Here is a 24,364-nt window from a genome sequence, read left to right on the forward strand (position 1 = left end):
GATGGAGGGATGGGGACGTTATCCGCGCCATGAAAGTGAAGTGCTTGTTTGCAGGCTGCCGGAAACGCTGTCTGGAACGGTGTCATCGCGCGCGGGTCTGATTGCTCGCGGCAACGGCCGCTCGTATGGCGATGCCGCGATCGGTGAGCATCTCACGTTGACCTGCGGTGCACTGAGTCGGATGAAAAGCTTCGATGAAATGAACGCGTCGCTGACCGTCGAAGGTGGCGTCATGCTGTCAGACATACTCAGGTCATTCATCCCCCGGGGCTATTTCCCCCCGGTGGTCCCGGGTACGAAGTTTGTCACGATTGGCGGAATGATCGCATCCGATGTGCACGGGAAGAACCATCATCGCGACGGTGGGTTCGGCGAGCACGTTAGCGAAATCAAACTGGTTGTTGCCGGTGGTGAGATTGTTACCTGCAGCAGAGCCAAGAATTCGGAGCTTTTTCTCGCGACGCTCGGCGGTATGGGCCTGACGGGCGTCGTCGCTGAAGCCACCTTTACGCTGAGGCCCATCACTACCGGCTGGATTGTTCAAAAGACGGTCGTGACAGAAAACCTCGCCGATACGCTGAAAGCCTTGAAGCAAACAGACGACGCCACCTATTCCGTTGCCTGGATTGATTGCCTTTCGCGGGGCGCTTCGCTCGGCCGCTCGCTGATCTTTGTCGGCGAGCACGCCAGCCCGAGCGACATCGCTCAAATGCCGAAAGCAGCGCAATTCCCTCCCTCCAAGGCCGCCCGTCTTTCGCTGCCGGTCGACCTGCCTGGTTCGGCGCTCAACAGGGCGAGTGTTTCCGCATTCAACGACCTTTACTATCGGCTGGGTGCCCGCAAAGCAGCCCGAGCCTCGTTGGTCCACTGGGACAGCTACTTCTTTCCGCTTGATGGTCTGCTCGAATGGAATCGCCTCTACGGCAAGCGCGGCTTCCTGCAGCATCAATGCGTAGTGCCTGACGAAAATGCACTTGCGGTTCTGAGCAGTATGCTCGATCGTTTCGCTCGTTCTGGGAAAGCCTCATTCCTGGCCGTTCTGAAAAGGCTGAGGGGTGGCGCAGGCCTTCTGTCATTTCCGGCGCCAGGGTATACTCTCGCACTCGATCTGCCGGTCGCGCCCGACGTGTTCCAGTTGTTAGACGAAATTGACAAGCTGGTTGTCGCGGCGGGAGGGCGACTCTATCTCGCCAAGGATGCGAGGCAATCCCGTCATACTTTCGAAGCCGGTTACCCCCGACTGCAGGCGTTCAAAGAGGTGCGACGAACAACGGGGGCCGACCGTCACTTTAGTTCCCAGCTGGGAAAAAGGCTTGGCATATGAAAGCCATCGGCAAGGCACTGCTCCTGATTGGCGCGACGTCGGATATTGGTCGTGCGACTGCCCTGGTCTATGCCGAGGCGGGCTGGGACATCCATTTGGTCGGACGCAGGCGTGAGCTTGTCCAACGTGAAGCCGATGACATCGTCACGCGCACCGGCGCCGCCGTCACCGCCCATGAACTGGATATTCTTGATATCGACCGCTTCGAAGCCTTTCTGAGCACCGTGTCGCCATTGCCTGACACGGCCGTTTGCGTCGTCGGCGAACTCGGCGAGCAGGCCCGCGCCGAAAGGGAACTCGAACACGCAGCCATGGTAATGCGGACAAACTTCGAAGGACCGGCTTTGATGCTCGGCCTCCTGGCTAGCCGCTTTGCCGCGCGCGGGTCCGGCACCATCGTCGGCATAAGTTCGGTCGCGGGCGACCGCGGGAGAGGATCCAACTATGTGTATGGCGCCGCGAAAGCTGGCCTGACGGCGTTCTTGTCCGGTCTCAGAAACAGACTATCCACAGCCGGGGTACGCGTCCTCACCATCAAACCCGGTTTTGTCCGAACGCGGATGACTGATGGAATGAAGCTTCCACCAGTGCTTACGGCCGCGCCTGCAGAGGTCGCTCAAAGGATCTTTGCCGTGGCCGATGGCAGCAAGGGAGGGGACGTCGTCTATGTCCGGCGCATTTGGTATCCGCTCATGGCGATAATCCGAAGCATACCGGAACCGATCTTCAAGAGGTTGCGGCTGTGATCGAAACCTGGGGAATAGAAGATAGAGATTGCCCTGGCCGCTTCGTCGTCCGTATGTTCCATCTTGTTGATCCGCTTTTTCCGCACGCCGATGCGGATCAAGACCTGTCCTCGGGAAGGACGGGGTCTAGATGAGGCGCCGCCTTTTTTCCACACAGGTTGCGCTCCTGGTGGTCGCGGCAATTTGTGCCGCGATGCTTGCCATTCCTGGACGGACCATCAACACCGCTTTCATCAACGACGTTTTGATATTCATTGATGGAGCGCATCGTATCGCTGTCGGGCAGGTGCCAAACCGTGATTTTCATACGGCGCTCGGACCGTTGGTCTTCTATATCCCTGCCTTGGGATACCTCCTGTCCGGAAATTTCGGCGCCGCGATACCGATGGGAATGGCACTCCTGGTCATCGCGTTCATGCCTGCGATGATCCGTATCCTTCTTTCGCGCCTAAGCTCTCCCTCAGCCATCGCCTTGGGCATATTCCTGATTCTTATTCTCGCGGTCCCGATCAATCTCGGAAGTCCGGTCCGGCTTCTTTCTTTTGCGATGTTCTACAATCGCATCGGCTGGGTCGCTCTCGGGCTCATCCTGGTGATGTACCTGAAGCCGAGATCCAACGCCGCGCGCAACGACGTTGCAGACAGTCTCGCGACGGCCTTTCTTCTACTTGTCCAATTCTACACCAAGGCGACCTACGGGCTCTGCGGCCTAGCTTTTCTGATCTTCCTGTTGTTGGACCGGCAGCAGCGCTCCTGGATCCTGCTCAGTCTGTTCCTGACTGCACTGGCAATGATCGTCATCGAGTTCTTCTGGCGCGGCACGCTTCAGCACATAGAGGATCTGCGGGCCGCCGCACGGGTCAGCGGTGATCATGACGTCCGCAGCATACTGAAAAATGTCCGTGAGAATTTCTCGGATCTGGTGGTTTTCACGATCTTTGCGCTGATCGCCTTCTGGCGCATCCGCAGCCTTCGAGACCTGCTCTACAGTGGCTTCTGCGTGGGTGCAGGATTGGCAATCATCAACCAGAACGCCCACAGCTGGGGTATCATCACCCTCTATTGCGGCGCGGCAGTGCTGGCGGAAAAGGCACGGCGCTTTCAATCTGTCGACCCAAGCGCGCAAATCGAGAGGCCTGCTCGTCTTGTCGCTGCACTGCCGCTGCTTCTAATCTTCTTTCTCTTGCCGCCCATCGTCCACCACGCTGAGGCGATCGCTCTCCACACGGCACTTGCGGCGGAGAACGTGGGCAAGCCCCTTGGCCCTCCGCTATTTGAGGACGTCCGGGAAGTCGATCCGCCCGGTGGGGAGCCTGATTTCATTCAGTGCTACCTCGATAGTATCGAAAGCGGAACGGCCCTACTACAGGCCCTGCCGATCCCGCTGGAGCGGGTATTCGTGCTCGATTTCGTCAACCCCTTTTCCGCAGGGCTCGGGATACGCCCTCCCACAGGTGACACTGCGTGGTTCCACTGGAACCGCAACATCAATGAGAAGGCCTATATCCCACCGGAAGCACTGTTCGCCGACGTGAAGATTGTGATGGTGCCGCAGGCTGGCATCAACAGCCTGCCGTTACAGGAGCTGTATGGCCCGTTCATTTCGAAGAATTTCGACATGGTGCAGAAAACGCCGGAATGGACGATTTACCAGCGACCGCAGGCCGGGTTGGAAAGCGAGGCGCGGTGACGCAGGCAGTGAGGTCGATGCCGGAGCAGGAAGGCGCATCGCCACGGGCTGGCCGCCAATACATCTGGTGGGCCACCGTCGTGTCGTTTGCTCTGGTGCTTTCAGCTCTTCTCGCTCTGCCCAGCCAGACGATCACCAGCAAATACGTCAACGATCTCTTCGTCTTTCTCGACGGTGCGCATCGCATCTGGTCGGGACAAGTTCCGAACGTCGATTTCCACACCTCGCTTGGAGCACTCACCTTCTATATTCCCGCTGCCGGCTATGGCCTTTCGGGAAGTATGGGCGGCGCGATGCCAGTGGGCATGGCTATAGTTATCCCCCTGTTCGCGGCCGTTGCCGCGGCAATTCTCGGCAGCCGTATGCACAAGGCGCTCGGCTTGCCCTTGGCAGCATTTTTGCTTTTGCTCGTCGCGGCTCCTGCCAATCCGGGAGAACGGATCGGCGATCTCACATTTGCGATGTTCTACAATCGGCTGGGCTGGGCCTCGCTCGGTCTTCTTTTGGTCATGTATCTGCCCCGCCTATCCAGCGCTGGGAGCAAGGTCGTAGACGCCGCCTGTGCAAGCTTCCTCGTATTGCTCATGCTCTACACAAAGATCACCTATGGCGTTGTAGAGCTCGCATTTTTGGTCTTCCTGGCAACCGACCGACGCCAAATCGGGTGGGCGGCGCTGGCGCTTGGGATGATCGCGAGCAGCGTCGTTGCAATCGATCTTCTCTGGGGCGGCAGCCTCAACTATCTCGCGGATCTGCGCCTTGCAGGCGAGAACAGCGGCGGGCTCCCGACACTCGGCGCTCTGGGGCACGTCTTTCTGAACAATCTCGCCGACTTGGCTGCTTACGTACTTGTCGCTGGCATCTTTCTTATCCTCGCACCCAGCTACCGGCATCTTTTTTTTATAGTTTTTTGCGGCGTAACCGGTGTGCTGCTCATTGAACAGAACTTTCAACGCCGGGGCATCCTGACGCTGGTTCCGAGCGCAGCTGTAATCACGCAATATCTTCTGAAGGCCGAGCTCGCTCGACTGCACCGGAAGGCTCCCTTTGTCTTGGCGCTACTGTTGGCATTTCTGCTTGTGCCGGCGGCGATAAGCAATGCCGCGGCTGTTGCCATTCATGCCCGTTACGCCATTGCCGGGCGGGGCGAGCCTATGCCGCTGCCGGCATTTTCGAGAGTTCGGCTTGTCGAGACATGGAGTGTTGGTCAGTACGACTATTTTGTGCAGTATAATCAAACTCTGGTCGAGGCCGCGGACGTGCTGTCCCAGTTGGGCGCTCGCCAAGCGACTGTCGCCGTGTTGGACTTCGTCAATCCGCTCTCGGCCGGCCTGGCGCTCCGGCCGCCCGTGGGCGATAGCGCCTGGTATCACTGGGGACGGACGCTCGGTCCCGACTACCATCCACCCGCGGAGGAGATGTTTGCAGATGTCGACCTGATCCTCGATCCCAAATGGCCAATCGAGATCTGGACGGCGAATGGCATGCGCGACGTTTTTGCTCACTACATCGCCCGCCATTTCGATAAGGTACGGGAGACAACGAACTGGCGAATCTACCGCAGGAAAACATGAGCAGCAGACTGCCTCCCTCGCTCAGCAGCGATCAGACCGATGAGGAGCAGGACGAGGGCCCAGGCGTAGACCGAGCCGACCCCTAATTGCGCTAGGCGGGGAGCACCGAAGTAACCGAGTATGACTGGGACCGGTATCACCAGAGGTGCGGCCGACAGCCATGTCCAAGGCCGCTGCCAATGATGCAAAAACACCGGAAGGAGGAAGAGCGTATAGTGGATCCAGCCAAGCGGCGACGCCTGGAGGGACGCCAAGAGCGCAAATCCGCTGACGACGATCACTGGCGGCCGGCGGAAAAAAGCCCACGCTGCCAGCGAAAGCAACAATGCGACAGCAAGAGCGGTGCCCACGGCCGGGAGGCCCGCCCGTGCTGCAAGTCCTGCAAACGAAGCGTTCGTCAAGAACACCGCCCGCCCGCCGTCCGTCGCCACCAAATGCAGCCAATCCAGGTAGATTCCGGGCCCGAAGATGACTAAAGGGACCGCGGCTATGACGACGGCCGTTGCAATCGTCACGACGCTCGGCATGCGGTGGCCCGCGAGAAAAAGCAGCACGGGCCAGACCGAAAAATTCGGTTTCATCGAGATCAACAAACCGATCATGATGCCGGCAACCAAATGGTCACCCTTTTCCAGTCGGAGCCAGGCGACGATGCAGGCCAGCACAAGCGGCGTGTAGATCTGGCCGAGATAGAGCAAGGTCGTCGGCTGGGTGGAGGAGATCCGCCGGGATCGCCGGCGGCTGCAAGATCGCATCGGAAGAGCAACTGTCGTTGCACCACTGGGACGACAATCCGCAGGAGACCATGAGACCCCATCGTTTCATCAGCGACCTCTGCTTCCCCTAACGTCAAGCCATGCGATGGCGGCGTAGAATTGCGACAAGCCGGACAACCAGCATCAATCCGATAACGACCATTGCGGGCCAGTACATCGAATTCACCGCGGCGCGTTTTCCGAAGTTCAGCAAGAACGACACCCAGATGTACCAAGCGCCCAAAGTGTGGAGCCAATACCAAGTTACCGGTCCAATAAAGGCGGCCGTTCGGTCAAACGAGGTGAGCGTCATCAGGATGATGAAGGCATAGGCGATACCACCGCCAATGTAGCTACCAATGTTCGTCAATTGCAGGAAGAGCGTTGGGTCAAGCCTGGCGAGAGCGAACAGCGCCGCGGCATGGATCGCATGGGACACGGCGAACGACACGCCGAGGTAACGACGGTTCTGTCGCAGCCACCGCGTTGCAGGAGACGGGAAAAGGCGCTCCAGGCTTGACGCCGTGAAAGCCAGCGCGAAGAGCACCAGCGACGTGCGGGCCGTCAGCCGGATCACTAGACGCGCCGCCTCGACAGATGACGGGCTCATCGCGGCGGCGACCGCCGCCATGATCAGCAACGACAGCGAGATGAGAGCCGTAAGTTGCCAACCCTTCCAGACTGAATTTTCCTTCGCAGGCATGTAGGCCTCCCGTTTATGTAAACACTGATTACTTCAAAGGAAGGCGTTTTGCAAGGGCAATTATAATCAATGATTACATTCGAGGGACGGATCGGCTATCGTCGCAAAATGACGCCAAAATCACTGCCAGCTCGCGCTAACTACCACCATGGAAACCTGATCGAAGCTCTCCTTGAGGCTGCCATCGTACTCATCGAGGACAAGGGCGTGGAATCGCTGTCTGTGCGTGAAGTGGCCAAACGCGCCGGAGTTTCGCCCGGCGCACCATTCCGGCATTTCAGCAGCAAGACGGCATTGTTGACGGCTGTTGCCGAACAGGCAATGAGCCGCCTGACCGAAGCTGTGTCTGCGGAATTGCAAAGAGCAGGCGACGACGATCCGATTGCTGCGTTGCGCGCAGTCGGCCAAGGCTATCTCAACTGGGTCTTGGCCAATCCCACACATTTTCAGGTGATAAGTTCGCGCACGCTGATCGACTTCCACGGTTCTGAGAAGCTCGTCGCGGAAAATGAAGCTATTCGCTTGATCATGGTCCAGTTGATCGACGATGCTCGAAGGCTCGGCCTGCTTCGTGACGGCATCAGCAGCGAGGATCTGATCTTCTCCTCGCGAGCATTTATATATGGCGTGGCGAGAATGTGGATCGATGGGCATTTCCCGGAGTGGCGGATTGAACGCCCCGCCGAGGCGGCAATGTCCGCAGCACTTGATATGTTCATTCTGTCTATCGGCGCTCAGGTGGGGCAAATATCACCGCCGGCACCTGAACGCGATAGGTAGGGATACTGGCAACATTCGGCAGCCCTTGCTGCGGCGTATGGAGCAAAACGCCAGATGACCTCGTCATACTGCTTCGGGTCTTGGTAGACGCCGAATGATTTTGCCGCATAATCTTCCAACGAAAAGCCTGGCGCGAAAGTTCGAGGGCGACGCAAGGTTTTCCGGCGGACTGGTCCTTACCGACGCTCCGGTCCTTCCCCGTCAGTACCATCTTTCGAAACATCCCCTTCTCGCGCATGGCCGGATGGCGGTTATCCGGCCATGCCCATCTCGCGAAGCCTGCCCTGCGGCACGAATTTGACAGGGCGGTGGAGCGAACCCACCTCCTGGAGGTGTCCCTCAAGCGCCCCAAGAACTGCACGGTCCTTATCTCCTGTGACGGAACGCACTCTCGGGGTTGAAACGACGACAGCCAGCATCGATGAACGGCATCGACCGATCGAGATATGGCTTGTTGACGTTTGACGGTGCCGACCTGTTGTCGCCATCGGAACCGTCAAAGCCAGCCCTTGTCTTGTGTGGACAGGGGCTGGCAACGAGTTTGCTCCAAGAAAACGCCGCCCTACCGCAACAATGCCGCCGTCGTGGCAACATACCGCCCTCGTCAGGGATCACGTTGCGCGTCGGTAATCCGCTCACGGGCACGCACCAGATGGTAACGCATATAGAGCGCCGCGTGCTCCCCGTTTCTCGCCCGGATCGCTTCGACGATCTGCTGGTGCTCGCGCAGCACGGCGATACGTCGCTCGTCCGAGCCCAGTTTCGTCAGGTTGAGCGCCACGCCCATAGAGCCGCTGATCTCCCCGCGCAGGTGTTCAAAGAGCGATACGAACAGGTCGTTGCCGCTCGCGACAGCGACCTCGCGATGAAAATTGAAATCCGCCTCGCTGGGAGACTGGCCGCTCATGATTTTTTCGCGCAGCAGCTCGTTGGCTTGGTCGAGATTGTGAAGGTTCTGGCTGGAGCGGCGCTCCGCCGCCAGCGACGCTGCCGCAGCCTCCAGCGCGAAACGAACCTCGAAGGACTTCAGATAACCCGCGACATTGGACGGCAGCACGAAGCGGGTGATGGCCGAGGGCGGCACGGCGCGCACGAATGTGCCGGAACCGCGCCGCGAATAGACAAGGCCATCAGCCTGCAACCGGATCAAGGCCTGGCGAACCACAGGGCGCGATACGGAAAAAGCAGAGCAGATATCGTTTTCCGCCGGCAGCCGATCGCCTTCCTTGAAGGCGCCATTCAAAATCTGCTCGAGGATCTGGCCGTATAGTTTGTCCGCCAGCCTCTCCTTGCGCGGCGGCGTTAATTGCAGTTCCGCCATTCAACACCCCCTTAACTCCCAAATCTCTCGTCCCCGCGGCCCTCCCGGCGCGCGATATGGCAGTCGCGACCATGGCTCGAGCCTGCCTATCTATCGATAGGCACAATTTCAAAGATGTCATCAAAAATTACTTCTTTTGGAGCCTTTTTTACAAAATTTGAGATGAGAGTTGACAACTTAGGTGACCGTGTTAGCGTATTCGAAATTGTCGAAGTGCATTCGGTCATCTCAGGGAGGAGATATTCAGATGCAGCACACGGCGCGAATCGACCATCATTGCTGGCGCGAGAAACGCAGCTGAGGTCGCAAGGCCAAACTTCAACGCCATTTCTGTCGCACCCTGGGCCGTAAGCCACGAAGCTTCGGCAACAGGGAGTTTTTGCCCGCGTCAGGCATCGGTCGACAGACAGTACATTTCTTCAAGCCCGGCACGCCAGCGCGTCGGCTGGCTCATTTATGCCTTTTTCGACAGAGGAACATTGCGACCATGCGCATTACCGGCCTTCGAAGCTTTATGAGCCACGACGACAAGCGCCCCCGTGTGATCGTGGCAATCGACACGGACGAAGGCATCACCGGCTGGGGCGAGTGCTACAACCACGGTCCCGACAAGGCATTGCCGCACATCCTCGAATATTTCTATGAACAGATCAAAGGCGAGGATCCGCGACGGATCGAATTCCTGATGCTGAAGATGCAGCAGCAGGCGCGCTTTCCGGGCGGCGCGATGCATCTGGCGGCGTTTTCGGCGATAGACCATTGCCTCTGGGATATTTCCGCCAAGGCGGTGGATCTGCCGGTCTATCAGCTGATCGGCGGCGCGGTCCGCGACAAGGTGCGCGTCTATCTCGGCGTGCATAATTACAAGGATGCCGAGGGATTCCTCGATGTGATCGCCGGTCATAACGAGAAGTACGGCCTCGCGGCATTCAAGATGCATCCCTATCGCGTGGATTTTCACAAGGAGCGCTGGGGCGAGGTGATCCGAACGGGTGCGGAATTCTTCCGCACCATCCGCGAGCGGGCGCCATCCCATTACGACTTCGCTTTCGATGCACATGCCAAGATCTACGATCCCTGGCAGGCAATCCAGCTCGGCAATGCTCTGGCCCCTTACGATCCGATGTTCTTCGAGGAGCCTATCCGACCGGAGCACATCCCTGCCTGGGCAGAGATGAAGGCGAAGCTTAACTGCCCGCTGGCTACCGGCGAAAGCCTCTATAACCGCTACGAATTCCTGAACCTCCTCTCGGCACGTGGCTGCGATATCGCCCAGCCCGATATCTGCGTCGTCGGCGGGCTTCTCGAAATGCGCAAGATCGCGGCGATTGCGGAAGCGCATTATGTGCCGATCGCACCGCATAACCCGATGGGACCGCTAGCGACCGCCGTCAACCTGCATTTCTCCGCAGCTACCCCGAACTTCAAGATCCTCGAATACCGGCTGCCGCTCGACGCGCCCTACGTCAAGGACCCCTACCTGCCGGAGGACGGATACCTGCAGCTCCGCCCCGACCGTCCCGGCTGGGGCGTCGAGATCGACGAACAGGTGCTGGCAAAGGATGGCTACGTGCATTGGGAACGCAAGCTGCCGGTCAAGCCGGACGGCGCGTTCGGTTATCCGTGAGACGGAAGACGGCAAGCAGAACGAACTGAAGAGCTCGAAGATTTCAATTGGGAGGTTGAACATGATGAAACATCTTATGGCGGCGACATTTCTAGTTGCTGCAGCGCTGACGGTCCCGCAGGGCGCAGCGCTCGCCGCATCGCCGCCGAACATGCTGGTGATCGGCACGAACCTGACCGGCATCCGCACTCTGGACCCTGCAGACAACAATGCCCGCACGGTTTCGGAGCTCATTTCCAATATCTACGACAACCTCGTCCGGCTGCCGCAGAACGACCTGCAAAAGCTGCAGCCGATGCTCGCGACCAAGTGGAGCGCCTCGGCCGACGGCAAGCTGATCACCATCACGCTGCGCAGCGACGCTACATTCCAGAGCGGCAATCCGGTGACCGCCGAAGATGCCGCCTGGTCGATCCAGCGCGTCATCAAGCGTGGTCAGGTCGGCTCGACCGATATCGCGCTCTGGGGCTTTACGGCCGACAATGTCGAAAAGCTGGTGCGGGCCAAGGATGCGCAGACGCTCGAAATCGAGCTGCCGATCCAGGTCAGCACCGATCTCGTGCTTTATTCGCTCGCCAGCTCTTCGCTTGGCATCATCGACAAGAAGACCGCCATGTCGCATGAGGCGAACGGCGATTTCGGCGCTGCCTGGCTTGCCGCCAACTCGGCCGGCAGCGGTCCTTTCACGCTTTCGCAATGGCGTCCGAACGACATCGCAGTCTTCGAAGCCAACAAGAAATACTGGGGCGGTGTCCCGGCCATGGCCCGCGTCATCACCCGGCATATCCCCGAATCCGGCAACCTGCGTCTTCAGCTGCAGGCCGGCGACGTGGATGTCGGCCAGTATCTCGCAAGCGGCGACCTGGATGCGCTGGCGAACGACAAGAAAATGGTGATCGACAACGTGCCAGGTCTCGGCTTCTATTATATCGCACTGAACCAGAAAGACCCCGATCTGCAGAAGCCCCTGGTCCGCCAAGCATTCCAGCATGCTTTCGACTGGAAGGCGATCTCCGGCAATATCATGCGCTATACCGGCTTTCCGTGGCAGTCCGTCGTGCCGAAGGGCATGATCGGTGCGCCGGCTGACAATACATCCCGTTATGACTACGACCCGGCCAAGGCCAAGGCCTTGCTGGCGCAGGCCGGATATCCGAATGGCCTCAAGAAGGTGCTGAACCCATCGGGTGCCGCAACGTTGCCGTTCACCGAAGCCCTGCAGGCAAGCGCCCGTGCGGCCGGCTTCGACCTTAACCTTGTGCCCGGCGAATACACACCAGCCTTCCGCGAGCGCAAATACGAAATCCTGCTCGGCAATTCTGGTGCCCGCCTGCCCGATCCGTTCGCGGTCGCCACCCAATATGCCTACAACCCAGACAATCGCGACGAGGCCCGTCTCGGCAGCTATTATCTGTGGCGCACCGCCATGCAGGTTCCGGAGCTGAACACCCTTGTCGATCAGTCGATGAAGGAACGCGATACGACCAAGCGCACGGAAATGTTCAAGAAGATCGATGAGATCTACAAGGGCATGAACCCGCCGCTGATCGTCTTCTTCCAACGCACTGACCCCTATGTCATGCGCGCCAATGTCAAGGGTTATCAGGGACATACGACCTGGTCGACCCGTTGGCACGACGTGACGAAAACCAAGGAGTAGGATTGACGTGGCCAGCGTGGACATGACGACACGAGACAACTCGCCCGTACCGACCACGACTGATCCCGCCACCGATGGCCCGGTCGATGACATGCCGGATGATGGCATCAAGCTTGCCGTCCGTCGCTTCATCGGTCGCGTCGTCGCTGTGGTGACGACCCTGCTGGGGCTGCTCTTCCTGACCTTCTCGATGGGACGCCTGCTGCCGGCCGATCCGGTTCTGGCGATCACCGGACCCGAGGTCAGCAAGGAAGTCTATGACCGGGTTTTCAAGCAACTCGGCCTCGACCAGCCCGTCTACATACAGTTCCTCAGCTATGTGAAAAGAGTGCTGACCGGCGATCTCGGCGTCTCCGCGATCACCGGCCAGCCCATCGTCACCGACCTGCTGTCGATCTTTCCGGCAACGATCGAACTGACCCTGGTGGCGATGATCGTCGGCACCATCGTTGGCGTGCCACTTGGCATCACGGCTGCGGTTCATCGCGGCAAGCCGATCGACCATGTCGCCCGTATCGTCGGTCTTGCAGGCCATTCGATCCCGACCTTCTGGATGGGTCTGATGGCGCTCTTTATCTTCTATGCCAAGCTGCAATGGGTCGGCGCATCGGGGCGCGTCGATGTCTATTACGAAGGCATCGTCACGCCGGTGACAGGCTTCCTGCTGCTCGATTCCGCCATGGAAGCCAACTGGGACGTCTTCCAGAATGCGCTCGGCCACATCATCCTGCCCGGCTCGATCCTTGGCTATTATTCCGTCGCCTATATCAGCCGCATGTCGCGCAGCTTCATGCTGGAGCAGCTCAGCCAGGAATATATCATCACGGCGCGCGCCAAGGGGCTGGCCTCCCGCCAGGTGATCTGGCGCCACGCCTTCCGCAACATCCGCGTCCAGCTCCTGACCATCATAGCGCTGACACTCGGCGGTCTGCTTGAGGGCGCGGTGCTGATCGAGACCGTCTTCGCCTGGCCGGGGCTCGGCCAGTATCTCACCCGCGGCCTGCAGATGAACGACATGAATGTCGTCATGGGCGCGGTTCTCACCATCGGGATCGTCTTCCTGATCATCAACATCACGTCGGATGTGCTCTACCGCATCCTCGACCCGAGAACACGGTGATAGATATGGCGATACCCATTTCCCAATCTCGCCCCACGCCTCCCGGCATTCGCGGCTGGCTTCTCGCCCCTGAACCCAAGGGTACGCTGCATGCGTCTGTGCAGCAATTCTACCAGGGCTGGCTGAAATTCCGTGAACATCCGCTCGGCGTCGTCGGCCTAGTGGTTATCCTGATCCTCATCATAACCGCCGCCGCCGCCCCTATTCTGACGCAATACGATCCGATCGCTCAGAACATGGCGATCCGCCTGTCGCCCCCCTCTTGGGACCACATTCTCGGAACCGACAATTTCGGTCGCGACGTCTTCGCCCGCATCATTTACGGCGCACGCACGACGCTCGACATCATCATCCTCGTGACGATCATCGTCGCACCGATCGGGCTCTTGATCGGCACCTGCTCCGGTTATTTCGGCGGCATTGTCGATGAGGTGCTGATGCGCATCACGGATATCTTCCTCTCCTTCCCCGGTCTCGTATTGGCGCTCGGCTTTGCGGCAGCTCTCGGTCCCGGCATCACCAACGCAATCATCGCGATCTCGCTGACTGCCTGGCCGCCCATCGCCCGCCTCGCCCGCGCCGAAACGCTGAGCCTCAGGCAAATGGACTATATCGCCGCGGTGCGGCTGCAAGGCGCATCCTCGGCCGCCGTGATCATGCGCCATATCCTGCCGATGTGCGTACCCTCGGTCATCGTCCGCGTGACGCTCAACATGGCCGGCATTATCCTGACCGCCGCCGGCCTCGGCTTCCTCGGCCTTGGCGCCCAGCCGCCATGGCCGGAATGGGGCGCGATGGCCGCCACCGGCCGCGAGTTCATGCTCGACAGCCCCTGGGTTATCGCCGCGCCCGGCATTGCAATCGCAGTCGTCAGCCTTGCCTTCAATCTCGTCGGCGATGCCCTGCGCGACGTACTCGACCCAAGAGGTGGCGAATGACCGAACCGCTCATCGATGTCAGAAATATGGAAATCTCCTTCGCCCACGGCTTCGTGAAGGCTGTGCGCGGCGTGAGCTTCCAACTTGGCCGCGAAAAGCTCGGCATCGTCGGCGAATCCGGCTCTGGCAAATCGACTGTCGGCCGGGCCATCATGCGGCTCCTGCCGCCGACCGCAAAGGTCACCGCCGACCGGATGACGTTCAAAGGCGCCGATATTCTGGCCGCCAGTGAAAAGCAGATGATGGATATCCGCGGCAAGCAGATCGGCCTCATCCTGCAGGACCCGAAATATTCGCTAAACCCGGTCATGCGCGTCGGCGAGCAGATCGCCGAGACCTATCGGCTGCATTATCCGAAAGCCGGCAGGAAGGCCGCTGAGAAGAAGGTGCTGGAAATGCTGGAAGCGGTAAAGATCCGCGATCCGCAGCGCGTCTTCCGGCTCTATCCGCACGAAGTCTCCGGCGGCATGGGCCAGCGCATCATGATCGCCATGATGCTGATCGCCGAGCCAGAAGTACTGATCGCCGACGAACCCACGTCGGCGCTCGACGTTACCGTGCGGCTCGACGTTCTGGCGCTGCTCGACGAACTGATCGCCAGGCGCAACCTCGGCCTGATCTTCATCAGCCACGATTTGAACCTGATCCGTAAATTCTGCGACCGGGTGCTGATCATGTATGCGGGACGCGTCGTCGAAGTGCTGAAGGCGTCCGAACTCGACAATGCCCAGCACCCCTATACCCAAGGATTGCTCGCCTCGCTGCCGTCCATTGAAAACCCGCCGGCACGCCTGCCGACGCTGACGCGGGATCCGTCCTGGTTGACGCAACCCACCATCGGAGTGCCGTCATGATCGACGTCGAAAACCTCACCGTCCGGTTCGGCCCGCGCACGCCGCTCGTCGTGAAGGGCATCAGCTTCACCATCGAACGCGGGAAATCCTTCGGCCTCGTCGGCGAATCCGGCTGCGGCAAATCCACCGTGCTCCGCGCGATTTCCGGCCTCAACCGCAATTACGGCGGACGGATTTCGCTGGATGGCAAGCCGCTGGAGCCGGAACGGAGCAAAGCCTTCTTCCGCGACGTCCAGATGGTCTTCCAGGACCCCTACGGCTCGCTGCATCCGCGCAAGACGGTTCGTTCGCAGTTGATCGAACCACTGCGCAATCAGCACCTGCCGATCAAGGAAAACGCTGTTTCCGACGTGCTGAAAGCAGTCGGTCTCGATCCCGGCCTCGGCTATCGGTTCCCACATCAGCTTTCCGGCGGCCAGCGGCAGCGCGTCGCGATCGCCCGCGCATTGATCCTCGACCCGCCTGTCCTGTTGCTCGACGAGCCGACCTCGGCGCTCGACGTTTCCGTGCAGGCGGAAATCCTCAACCTGCTCGCCGACCTGCAGAAGGAACGCGGGTTGACCTACCTGCTGGTGAGCCACGACATGGCCGTCATTGCGCATCTCTGCAGCCGCGTCGCGATCATGAACGGCGGCGAGATCGTCGAGGAAACCGGCATCGAGCAGATCCGCTCGGGCCATGTCCAGCACCCCTATTCCCAACGGCTTCTTTCCGCCAGCCGCGCTTACGGCAAGCAGGAAATGCGCCCGGTCGAGGTCATGAACTCGGCCTGATTCCAACGGTCGTCCAGCGCCTGGACGCTGGGCAAGACCGTTCGTCAATGCTTTTCCACTTACCCCTGAACCGGGAGCCTGAAGCCATGCCCAATTTTTCCGTGACACCCGAAATGCTTGCGAAATCGGTCCTCTCCGTGCCGCCCCTGGCACGCAAGGCCGACTACACGCTCGACCGCGAAGGCAACCGCCAGATCCTGGCGCATCTGGCGCAAGGCGGCGTGACCACCGCGCTTTATGGCGGCAACGCCAACCTCTACAACATCTCCGTCCGCGAATTCGCGGAGATGGTCGACCTGCTGAAGGAGATCGCGCCCTCCGGCACCTGGCTTATCCCTTCGGTCGGTCCGGACTATGGCAAGTCGCTGGACCAGATCGCAATTCTCAAGGACTACGACCTGCCGACTGCGATGGTCTTGCCCCTGAATTTCCCGGTGACTTCGGCCGGCGTCGCAACGGGCCTTCGCCGCATCGCGGACGCCTACGGGCGGCCGATCATCGCCTATGTGAAATCGCTCGGCTACATTTCGGCGGCCGATCTCGCGGCCGTCGTTGCGGATGGGGCGATCTGCACGATCAAATACGCAGTCGTCCGGCAGAACCCGAAGGAAGATGCCTACCTCTCCGAACTCGTCCAGAAGGTCGATCGCAAGATCATCATCTCCGGCATCGGCGAGCGGCCGGCGATCAGCCACCTGATGGATTTCGGTCTGCAGGGCTTCACGTCCGGCTCCGTCTGCGTCGCACCCGCCATGTCCACCGGTATCCTGAAAGCACTGAAGGCCGGCAACGTCGCCGAGGCGGAACGGCTGCGGGCCTTCTTCATGGGGCTGGAAGACCTGCGCGACGGCATATCGCCGCTCCGCGTCCTGCATGAAGCGGTCGCGACCGCCGGCATTGCGGATACCGGCCCGATGCTGCCGTTCCTGGAGAATATCACCGATGCCAAGGTGCTCTCTGCCATAACGGAAGCCTCGCAGAAACTGCTGGCGGCGGATCGGGCATATCAATCCGGTCAGGTCGAGAAGCAGGTTGAGCGGGCCTAAGGTTCCGGCATCACCTGCGCGGGCAGCGACACGATCGCCTTGATCGGATTCGAACCAAAGACCCGCAAGTTAGAGAACAGACATACCTTAATATCAAACGGCGAGTTCCCTTCTCACTCAACACGCAGTAGCTTCGCCACATCCAGTAGCATCCTGTCCGCGCCCCTTTTGCCAAGCAATGATAATGAGATGTTCCCGCCGGGTCGGGCAATAGGAAGTGCCAATTGCGGGCAACCGCTAAGTCCGGAGAGACACAGAAGTTTGATGCAGGCGGAGCGAAACGCTGCGAGACATCGCGGTGCGGCGTCGCGCCTTGACGGTTTCGCGGCCAATGTCGGAAGAGCGACGAGGACATCCTCGCCAAAAAGTCGATCAATCTCCTTGGAAAATTGCTCTCGAATCCGACGCGCCTCGAGCACCTCCTCCTCGCTCAGCCGTGATCCTGACAGGAGCCGCGCAGCAATGTCGGGCGCGATAGCATGCAGGCTTCGCTCGAGAAGCGATCTGTTGCTTTCCCAGGCTTCTCTTTGGAGGATGGTCGTGAACGCCCAAGCAAGCTCATCCAAGTTCAACCAACTGATCGCGCCGACTTCGCGAACAGGTATGCCCGCTGATCGAAGGCTGGCAATCATCTGGTCGGCGACCGCGTCGTCAATGGTTGCGAAGATATCCTCGGGAATAAGAATAGATTGTGGTCGGTCACTTGCCGCGTGCATGCCGACGGCGCTCATCACCGCGGCCATTGGTTCCAGGCTTCTCGTCATGAAGCCCGGCACATCAAAGTTTGGCGCCAACGGACGCAGCGCCCTGTTGTTCAGGCCTCCATGTGTTGGCCGCCAGCCGATAAGGCCGTTGACGGCGGCGGGCAACCGGATGGAACCGGACGTGTCTGTTCCAAGCCCGACATCCGCGAGGCCAGCGGCAACCGCGACGGCTGAGCCCGACGACGAGCCGCCGGGAATGAGGTCGGGATCGCGCGGATTGATCGGCATACCGAAATGGATGTTGCCGCCGATCAGGGAATAGGCGAGCTCATCCGTATTGGTTTTGCCGACGAAGCAGGCGCCGGTATCGAGCAGCGTCTGGACCAAAGGCGCCGTCGATGTCTTGATGCCGGAGGCAGCGAGCACCGCGGCATTGCCGGCCGCGGTCGGATAGCCGGCAACGTCGAAAAGGTCCTTGACGGCCAGTCGAAGGCCGGAAAGCGGACCGATGGCCGCGTGCCCGACATCCGCATCCGGATAGGGCATGAAAGCGTTCCATGGGTCTCGCACTCGCCCCGGCTCCCTAGATCTTCAGATGTTGCAGCACACGGCTGCGGCTATCTGGCCCATTGGGGCTTTCGTCTTCGATCGCCCCGAGTTTGAGAATGGCCCAGCGGTCGGCCACCGAAAGGGCGAAATCCAGGTTCTGTTCGACGAGCAGAATGGTCGTGCCGCGCTTTTCCCGTTCGTCCCTCAATGCTTTGGCGATATTCTGAACGACGGAGGGCTGCAGGCCTTCGGAGATTTCGTCGATCAGCAGCAATTTTGGCCGCAGCATCAGCGCTCGCGCGAGGATCAGCATTTTCTGCTCCCCGCCCGATAGCGTGCCGGCCTTCTGTGCCAGCCGGTCCTTCAGGAAAGGGAAATAACCGTAGACCCGTTCCAGTGCGGATGCCAGATCCCGATCGCCCTTGAGCGCGAGGCGCAGATTGTCGCGGATCGAGAGATCCTGAAACAACGGCAATTCCTGAGGGGCATAGCCGATTCCAGAAGCGATCAGCTCCGCGGGTTTTCTGTCGGCGATGACGGCACCGTCGACCTCGATCGTGCCTTTGCCACGCAGGAAGCCAAGGATCGTCTTCAACAGTGTTGTCTTGCCCATGCCGTTCTTGCCCATGAGCGCGAAGATCTCGCCCGGCCGGATGGCGAGCGACACGCCATTGACCACATCGACTGCGCCATATCCGCTCGACACGCCGCTGAGCTTGAGTTTGAACGTATCAGCCATGGACGCCTCCTGCGTAGATGGTGCGAACCGTTTCGGAGTTGACCACGTCATTCACCGTGCCGTCGAGCACGAGCTTGCCCTGATGGAGAACCACGATGCGGCTCGATATGTCGCGCACGAAATCCAGATCGTGTTCGACCAGAATGGCGGCGAAACCCATTTCGTCCGTCAGCTTCTTGAGAATGGTCCCGATGGTCATGCGCTCGGTCTTGGTAAGACCCGCAGTCGGCTCGTCGAGAAGAATGATGCGCGGTTCCAGAGCGACGACCATCGCCAGTTCGAGAGCCTGCCTTTGACCATGCGACAGCCGCGACACCGGCTTGGCCAGCATATCCGCCATGCCGGTGAGCGTCAGGATCTCGGCTGCCGCTGCCGGCAGCATGATCTCGCCAAGCGACCGCATTGGGTTGGGTCTCTCGCGGCTGAACCGTGCCATCTTCAGGCATTCGCCGATGGTCATGCTGTCGAAGATGCTGGCAACCTGGAATTTGCGGCCGACACCGAGGGCGACGATCCGCTCAGGTGCACGACCGGCAATATTCGTGCCGATGATATCCACTTGACCTTCGATCTGCTGGGTGCCGTCCGAGAGACAGCGCATCAGCGTGGTCTTGCCGGCGCCATTGGGGCCGACCAGGCTGACGAGTTCTCCGGCGCCGATTTCAAGGTCGATACCCTTGAGGACGGCGAAGCTGCCATAGGACTTGCCGAGACCGCGGATCGACAGGAGGCTCTTGCTTGCCAACGCACCATCCTTGACGATGCGCGTCGGCAAGGACTTCAGAGTGCTGCTGGAGTTCGCCGACTTCAGGAATCGCGTCACCAGGGAGGCGAGGCCGCCCGGCAAGAGGATGATCATGGCAACGAAGAGCGCACCGACGATCAGTTGCCACAGGAAGGGCAGATCGCCCGAAAGACTGGCGCTCAGATAATCGATGCCGATTGCGCCGAACAAGGGTCCGACAATCGTTCCCCGGCCACCGAGCGCCGTCCACACGACGAGCTCGGTTCCGAATACGAAGCCGGCGTTTTCAGGGGCGACGACACCGGATGCATTGGCAAAGAGGAAGCCCGCCAGGCCGCATACGCCAGCCAGAACGCCCGTCAGGACGATCTTCAGCCGGGCGGGGTTCATGCCGAGATAAGCCACGCGGGCTTCGTTGTCGCGGATTGCGACGAGCAGACGGCCGGCGTCCGACCGGACAAAGACGATGGCAAGAACGGCCAAGGCCAGCAGGCACGCCCCCGACAGGCGGAAATAGCCGGGAAGCCCGAGCGGGAGGGTTTCGTAACCGACGAGGCCACCCGAGGAACCGGTCCAGGTGCCGCCGGAAAAGACGAGCTGCGTGACGACGATCGGCACCACGAGCGAGATCACGGTGGCATAGAGCGGTGTCGAGCCGTGATAGAACGACAGCCAGCCGACCGCTAGCCCAAGCATGAGCGGAACCAGCACGGAAGCGACAAGGGCAACGACGAAAAGCGCCGGGCTTGCGCCGATATGGGTGAGGACCATGGCGGTGGCATAGGCGCCCACGCCAAAGAATGCCGCCTGTCCGAAGGTGAGAACACCCGTGTAGCCCCACAGCAAATCGACGGTGATCGCCAGCATCGCGTAGATCATCGAACGCGTCAGGACGTTGAGGCTGAAGCGGCCGAGAAACATCGGTCCGAAGACGATCAACAGGAGAGCTGTGAGCGCCAGCGCCACAAGAAGGACGAGCCGGAGTTTTTGTCTGTCACGCACGGGCAAATCCCTTCGGACGTATGCGCAGTGTGATTGCGCAAAGGACGGCTACGGTGATGCCGCCGAGGATTGGACTGAAATAGATGCTGACGAGCACCTGGGCGGCCCCGAAGATGAGGCAGGCGACAGCAAGCGCACCGAAAGAAGAGCCTGCGACCATCACCAGCATGAAGGCGCCTGTCAGCCAAGCGACGCCCATATTGGGATCGACGCTGGTCAGCGGCGCGAGCAACACGCCGGCAAGGGCCGCAAGGCCGGTGCCAATCATGAAGGTCGTGAGCCGCACCTTTTCGGTATCGATACCGAGACCCCGCGCCAGCGTTTCATTCATGATGACCGCCCGGGCGGAAAGACCAAGCCGTGTCCCATCGAGCAGCAAGGTGAAACCGAGCCCCAGAGCGATGGCCGCGACAATGGCGAAAAGACGGTAGGCCGAATAGCCGGCGCCAAAGAGATCGAAGGTGCCGGGCAGCAGCGCCGGCGTGAACTGCACGTCGCGGCCAAACCAGAGCGTGATCAACTGGCCGATGACGATGCCAAGGCCCCAGGTTGCAAGAATGGCATCGAGCGGCCGGCGATAGAGAGGTCGCACGATGAACCGTTCCGCCACACCACCGAGGATCGCGCCGATCAGGAAGGCAAAGGGAATGGCAAGCCATGGATTGAGGCCGAACCCGCTGACGACGACAGCGCAGTAGGCCCCAATGGTCAGCCATGCGCCATGCGCGAAATTAATGATCTTCAGCACGCCGAAGATCGCAAGCAGCCCGGCGGCAACGATGAAGAGAATGGCCGCGGTGCTGACGACATCGAGAAAGAGCGTCATTTCTAGAACTCCGATGATGGAGGCGGGGCGCCCTGCCCCGCCACGCTGGTTTCAGAGGTTCGGGCACTGATTGCCGGGATCGACGTCCTTGAAGCTATCGACAACGGCCACGCTTCCGTCGCCCTTTACCTGGCCAAGATACATCGTCAGGGGGGCGTGATGCTGCTTGTTCATGGAGATCTTGCCGCGCGGACCGGTGAAGGATACGTCAGGAAGAGCTTTGAGCACGCCCGCCGTATCCGTGCTGCCCGCCTTCTCTACGGCTGCCTTGTAAAGGTAGATCGCTTCATACTGCGGCACGGAAAGATCGTTCGGCGTGCGCAAATCCTTGCCGAACTTCTTTCCCATCGCCGAGAGGAAGGCCTTGTTTTCCGGGCTGTCGATTCCGGTGACGTAGGATGCGGAGAGGAAGATGTCCTTGGCGTCGGCACCCATGCTCTTGGCAGTACCTTCGTCGACCGCGAGATTGCCGTAAGGCAGGGTAACGCCAGAGGAGCGCAACTGCTTGGTCAGGGTCACGTTCGGTGCGCCGCCGGCCGTCGAGGTGATGATGGCGTCGGCGCCGGAGGAACGGACCTTGGAGATGATGGCCGTCCAGTCGCTGCCGTCCATGGGCAGATATTCCTCGCCAACAATCTGGGCGCCGGCTTTTTTGATATAGCCCTTGGCGAAGGACAGCATGCCGCGTCCGAAGGCATAATCCGAACCGATCAGGAAGAACTTCTTTGCGCCCTGTTTGATGATGAAATTGTCGACGACAGGCGGCACCTGCTGTTCTGGAACCCAGGCATCGACGAAAAGATTGGCATTGCAGGATTTGCCTTCATAGAAGGACGTGTAGATGTACGCCACGTCGCCCTTGGAAATGATTGGCAGGCCAGCATTGCGCGCGGCACTCGTCTCCATGGAGATGACGACGTTCACCTCTTTATGGAAAACCAGCGAATCGAAGGCCTTTTGCGCTCCGGCCGCCCCTGATGCGTCGTCCGCGATCTCCAGCTGTAGAGGCCGCCCGAGCACGCCGCCTTTGGCATTGATCTCTTCGACGGCGAGCTCTGCGGCTTGGACGACAGACGGCGCGACCACGCTGTTTGCGCCAGACAATCCCACCGGCACGCCGATCTTGATCGGAGCCTCGGCGAAAGCTGCGGTGGCGAATGCGGAGGTTGCGAGTGTAAGGATCATGGTTTTCATTTGCATTTTGTTCCCCTTTCTTAAGTGGGTTGTTGTTACCCGTAGACATCGGCCCGGCGGTCGCCGAGCAGATTATTGAAGCTGTTGAGTGTGCGGGTTTCCGTCACGCTCGACAGATCGACTGGCGCAAGGAGGATTTCCTCGCGGTCTGCACTTGCAGGACCGGATACGGGCCAGCCCTGCGGGCCGACGATAAGGCTGCGGCCGATGAAGGACTGACCGCGCTCGATGCCGATCCGGTCGGCGCAAGCAATGTAAAGACCGTTGGTGTGGGCAGCCGCCTTGTGGAGGATATTTGCCATCGGCTCGGCAGCGCTTTCCGCACCGGCCATCGGTACCCAGTTGGTGGGTACGCAGACCAGTTCGGCGCCGGCCAGCGCCAACCGACGAAATGTTTCCGGAAACCAGCCGTCGTAGCAGATAGCGATGCCGATACGGCCGAAGGGCAGATCGAATACCGGCAGCCCGAGATCGCCTTTTCTGAACAGACGGTTTTCGTTATTCCAAAGATGAAGCTTGCGGTACTTGCCGATATACCCCTGGGGTCCGCAGAGAAGCGCACTGTTGTAGAACCGATCGCCATCCTGCTCGGCTATGCCGCTGACGATGTAAAGGGCAAGTTCTCGGCCAAGGCGGCAGAACGTCTCGGCACTCGGGCCATCGGGCACCGCGCCGGCCAATGCCGCAACCTCATCGCCATCAAGGAAGTTATATCCGCTGTCGGCCAGTTCCGGCAGCACGACGATCTCCGCGCCCCTGGTCTTTGCCGCCCTTACCAGCCGATCAATGGTCGCAAGATTACCGGCGCGATCACCGATGATCGGCTCGAATTGGACGGTTGCGACGATTACCGTCCGTGTGGTTGAGGCCTTGGCGCTCAATCTTGTCTCCAAACGCAAAAAACCTCTGGCACGGAATTCAATCCGTGAACCAGAGGCTACATAGCCATGATGTGAATGCGGCAGCCCTGCCGCTGAGCAAACCTGCTCGTTACCCTTAGGCTTGCACGAAAGGACGGGACCGTCAAGCCGGTTCAGCAGGCATTGTCAGGGCATTTGGCTACACCTACTTAAGGTTGAACTTTTGCACCGACGGAAAGTCCGAGGCTTTTCATAGTCTCTTGTGCGGCAATGATCGATTCGGCGACCGTTGCCATCGGAACGCGCTTCGACGTTGCCTGATCGCGCAAGAGCTTATAGGCCGCCTCCTCATCGAGACCATTCATGACCCGTAGCGCCGAAACGGCTTTGTCGACCAACCGGCGACCCTTCAATGTTTCCTCGAGTTTCTGAACCTTGCCGGCGAGCCGTTTCTCGTAGCTCTGCCTATAACGTGCAAGCGTAAATTGCGTCAGGATGCCGAGCGGCCGCAACGGCTTGCTGATCACGCCGTGGGCGTTAAGATCGATGATCGCCTGGAGTGCTGTCGGGCTCTCATACGTGACGATGGCGATGATCGCCGTCTGCTGAAGATCGATGATCTCAAGCGCGTGCTCGACATGCATATCCTCGACATGCAGGAAGACGGTGTCGACGTCCGGAGGCAACGAAGGTGGAAGGGGCCAGGTCGCCCGAACCTCGCAGCCAAGGCGCTTGAGGTGGGCGATCAGAACGTTTCCGTCTTCGTCGCGCGGATGGACAACTAGAACGCGCGCGCGCCGCAGATCCTGAACGATCCTGCTCGGTCCCGCCATC

22 protein-coding genes are annotated in these 24,364 nt (G+C 60.0%); 12 read left to right on the plus strand and 10 right to left on the minus strand.

The annotated features are described in order from the left end of the window. Position 1: 1 nt before the first annotated feature. The 4 genes from C5J24_RS11420 (at position 2) to C5J24_RS11435 (ending at position 5,334) form a co-directional block, all read left to right on the plus strand. A complete protein-coding gene (locus C5J24_RS11420; RefSeq protein WP_105418055.1) occupies positions 2-1,324 on the plus strand; it encodes an FAD-binding protein in 1,323 nt (440 codons plus the stop codon). Further along, a complete protein-coding gene (locus C5J24_RS11425; protein ID WP_105418057.1) occupies positions 1,321-2,070 on the plus strand; it encodes an SDR family oxidoreductase in 750 nt (249 codons plus the stop codon). Before C5J24_RS11420 ends, C5J24_RS11425 begins: the two co-directional genes overlap by 4 nt. Positions 2,071-2,200: 130 nt before the next feature. Further along, positions 2,201-3,760 carry a hypothetical protein gene (locus C5J24_RS11430; protein ID WP_105418059.1) on the plus strand — a complete coding sequence of 520 codons (1,560 nt, stop codon included), beginning with the start codon at positions 2,201-2,203 and terminating at the stop codon, positions 3,758-3,760. Further along, positions 3,709-5,334, plus strand: coding sequence for a hypothetical protein (locus C5J24_RS11435; RefSeq protein WP_245446617.1), 1,626 nt, complete (start codon positions 3,709-3,711; stop codon positions 5,332-5,334). Before C5J24_RS11430 ends, C5J24_RS11435 begins: the two co-directional genes overlap by 52 nt. Here C5J24_RS11435 and C5J24_RS11440 read toward each other — a convergent pair. Continuing rightward, positions 5,316-6,032, minus strand: coding sequence for a glycosyltransferase family 87 protein (locus C5J24_RS11440; protein ID WP_172723921.1), 717 nt, complete (start codon positions 6,030-6,032; stop codon positions 5,316-5,318). The genes C5J24_RS11435 and C5J24_RS11440 overlap by 19 nt on opposite strands. A gap of 151 nt (positions 6,033-6,183) precedes the next feature. Then, positions 6,184-6,792 (minus strand): ferric reductase-like transmembrane domain-containing protein, encoded by a 609-nt coding sequence (locus C5J24_RS11445; RefSeq protein WP_105418061.1) that lies wholly within the window; start codon positions 6,790-6,792, stop codon positions 6,184-6,186. A gap of 69 nt (positions 6,793-6,861) precedes the next feature. Between C5J24_RS11445 and C5J24_RS11450 the strand changes: the two genes are divergently transcribed. Beyond that, complete coding sequence (locus C5J24_RS11450; RefSeq protein ID WP_210201864.1) at positions 6,862-7,572, plus strand: TetR/AcrR family transcriptional regulator; 711 nt, start codon at positions 6,862-6,864, stop codon at positions 7,570-7,572. Between the two features lie 604 nt (positions 7,573-8,176). Here C5J24_RS11450 and C5J24_RS11460 read toward each other — a convergent pair. Next, positions 8,177-8,893 (minus strand): FadR/GntR family transcriptional regulator, encoded by a 717-nt coding sequence (locus C5J24_RS11460; RefSeq protein WP_105402576.1) that lies wholly within the window; start codon positions 8,891-8,893, stop codon positions 8,177-8,179. Positions 8,894-9,380: 487 nt separating this feature from the next. Here C5J24_RS11460 and C5J24_RS11465 point away from each other — a divergent pair, with 487 nt between their 5' ends. The 7 genes from C5J24_RS11465 to C5J24_RS11495 all read left to right on the plus strand — a co-directional run bounded on the left by C5J24_RS11465 (position 9,381) and on the right by C5J24_RS11495 (position 16,911). Next, positions 9,381-10,520, plus strand: coding sequence for a mandelate racemase/muconate lactonizing enzyme family protein (locus C5J24_RS11465; RefSeq protein ID WP_105402575.1), 1,140 nt, complete (start codon positions 9,381-9,383; stop codon positions 10,518-10,520). A 76-nt stretch (positions 10,521-10,596) separates the two neighbouring features. Beyond that, on the plus strand, positions 10,597-12,180 hold the full coding sequence (locus C5J24_RS11470) for an ABC transporter substrate-binding protein (protein WP_245441191.1): 1,584 nt from the start codon (positions 10,597-10,599) through the stop codon (positions 12,178-12,180). A gap of 7 nt (positions 12,181-12,187) precedes the next feature. After that, positions 12,188-13,300 carry an ABC transporter permease gene (locus C5J24_RS11475; RefSeq protein ID WP_205836937.1) on the plus strand — a complete coding sequence of 371 codons (1,113 nt, stop codon included), beginning with the start codon at positions 12,188-12,190 and terminating at the stop codon, positions 13,298-13,300. A 5-nt stretch (positions 13,301-13,305) separates the two neighbouring features. Then, positions 13,306-14,238 carry an ABC transporter permease gene (locus tag C5J24_RS11480; protein ID WP_105402572.1) on the plus strand — a complete coding sequence of 311 codons (933 nt, stop codon included), beginning with the start codon at positions 13,306-13,308 and terminating at the stop codon, positions 14,236-14,238. Continuing rightward, a complete protein-coding gene (locus tag C5J24_RS11485; protein ID WP_105402571.1) occupies positions 14,235-15,092 on the plus strand; it encodes an ABC transporter ATP-binding protein in 858 nt (285 codons plus the stop codon). Before C5J24_RS11480 ends, C5J24_RS11485 begins: the two co-directional genes overlap by 4 nt. Continuing rightward, on the plus strand, positions 15,089-15,865 hold the full coding sequence (locus C5J24_RS11490; protein WP_105402570.1) for an ABC transporter ATP-binding protein: 777 nt from the start codon (positions 15,089-15,091) through the stop codon (positions 15,863-15,865). Before C5J24_RS11485 ends, C5J24_RS11490 begins: the two co-directional genes overlap by 4 nt. A gap of 86 nt (positions 15,866-15,951) precedes the next feature. Continuing rightward, positions 15,952-16,911, plus strand: coding sequence for a dihydrodipicolinate synthase family protein (locus C5J24_RS11495; RefSeq protein ID WP_105402569.1), 960 nt, complete (start codon positions 15,952-15,954; stop codon positions 16,909-16,911). 113 nt (positions 16,912-17,024) lie between these two features. On the opposite strand, the gene C5J24_RS11500 is transcribed toward C5J24_RS11495, so the two are convergent. From C5J24_RS11500 to C5J24_RS11530, 7 genes are all read right to left on the minus strand, one after another. Beyond that, complete coding sequence (locus C5J24_RS11500) at positions 17,025-18,185, minus strand: amidase family protein (protein WP_105418065.1); 1,161 nt, start codon at positions 18,183-18,185, stop codon at positions 17,025-17,027. Positions 18,186-18,198: 13 nt separating this feature from the next. Further along, positions 18,199-18,903: an ABC transporter ATP-binding protein gene (locus C5J24_RS11505; RefSeq protein ID WP_105402567.1), complete on the minus strand. Its 705-nt coding sequence runs from the start codon at positions 18,901-18,903 to the stop codon at positions 18,199-18,201. Further along, complete coding sequence (locus tag C5J24_RS11510) at positions 18,896-20,650, minus strand: ATP-binding cassette domain-containing protein (RefSeq protein ID WP_245446619.1); 1,755 nt, start codon at positions 20,648-20,650, stop codon at positions 18,896-18,898. Before C5J24_RS11510 ends, C5J24_RS11505 begins: the two co-directional genes overlap by 8 nt. After that, positions 20,643-21,476, minus strand: a complete 834-nt coding sequence (locus tag C5J24_RS11515; RefSeq protein ID WP_105402565.1) for a branched-chain amino acid ABC transporter permease — start codon at positions 21,474-21,476, stop codon at positions 20,643-20,645. The genes C5J24_RS11510 and C5J24_RS11515 overlap by 8 nt, the downstream gene beginning before the upstream one ends. A gap of 51 nt (positions 21,477-21,527) precedes the next feature. Continuing rightward, positions 21,528-22,676, minus strand: coding sequence for a substrate-binding protein (locus C5J24_RS11520; RefSeq protein WP_105418069.1), 1,149 nt, complete (start codon positions 22,674-22,676; stop codon positions 21,528-21,530). 29 nt (positions 22,677-22,705) lie between these two features. After that, positions 22,706-23,551, minus strand: a complete 846-nt coding sequence (locus C5J24_RS11525) for a nitrilase family protein (RefSeq protein ID WP_105418071.1) — start codon at positions 23,549-23,551, stop codon at positions 22,706-22,708. Between the two features lie 188 nt (positions 23,552-23,739). After that, positions 23,740-24,363, minus strand: coding sequence for an ANTAR domain-containing response regulator (locus tag C5J24_RS11530; RefSeq protein ID WP_105418073.1), 624 nt, complete (start codon positions 24,361-24,363; stop codon positions 23,740-23,742). Position 24,364 lies beyond the last annotated feature (1 nt).

The sequence above is a fragment of the Neorhizobium sp. T25_27 genome, assembly GCF_002968565.1.
Classification (GTDB): domain Bacteria; phylum Pseudomonadota; class Alphaproteobacteria; order Rhizobiales; family Rhizobiaceae; genus Neorhizobium; species Neorhizobium tomejilense.